The following is a 306-nucleotide window of genomic DNA, read 5'->3' as shown; positions in this document are numbered from 1 at the left end:
TCGTCAGCTAAGGTCCCTAAATGTACGTTAAGTGGTAAAGGATGTGGGATTGCACAGACAACCAGGATGTTGGCTTAGAAGCAGCCACTCATTTAAAGAGTGCGTAATAGCTCACTGGTCGAGTGATCCTGCGCCGAAAATTTCCGGGGCTAAAACGTACTACCGAAGCTACGGCATCATTATGATGGGTAGGAGAGCTTTCTATACGGATTGAAGCATTACCGTAAGGAGATGTGGACTGTATAGAAGTGAGAATGTTGGCATGAGTAGCGAGATGTGGGTGAGAATCCCACAGGCCGTAAACCC

1 rRNA gene is annotated in these 306 nt (G+C 47.4%); it reads left to right on the top strand.

Going from position 1 to position 306, the window contains the following annotated elements:
• Positions 1–306 (top strand): 23S ribosomal RNA (locus K0039_RS21785); the annotation flags it as partial.

The sequence above is a fragment of the Terrisporobacter mayombei genome (assembly GCF_020748465.1).
In the GTDB taxonomy this organism is placed as follows: Bacteria; Bacillota; Clostridia; order Peptostreptococcales; family Peptostreptococcaceae; genus Terrisporobacter; species Terrisporobacter mayombei.
Note: the sequence above shows the minus strand (reverse complement) of the source record. Positions and strands in the feature narration are given on the sequence as shown.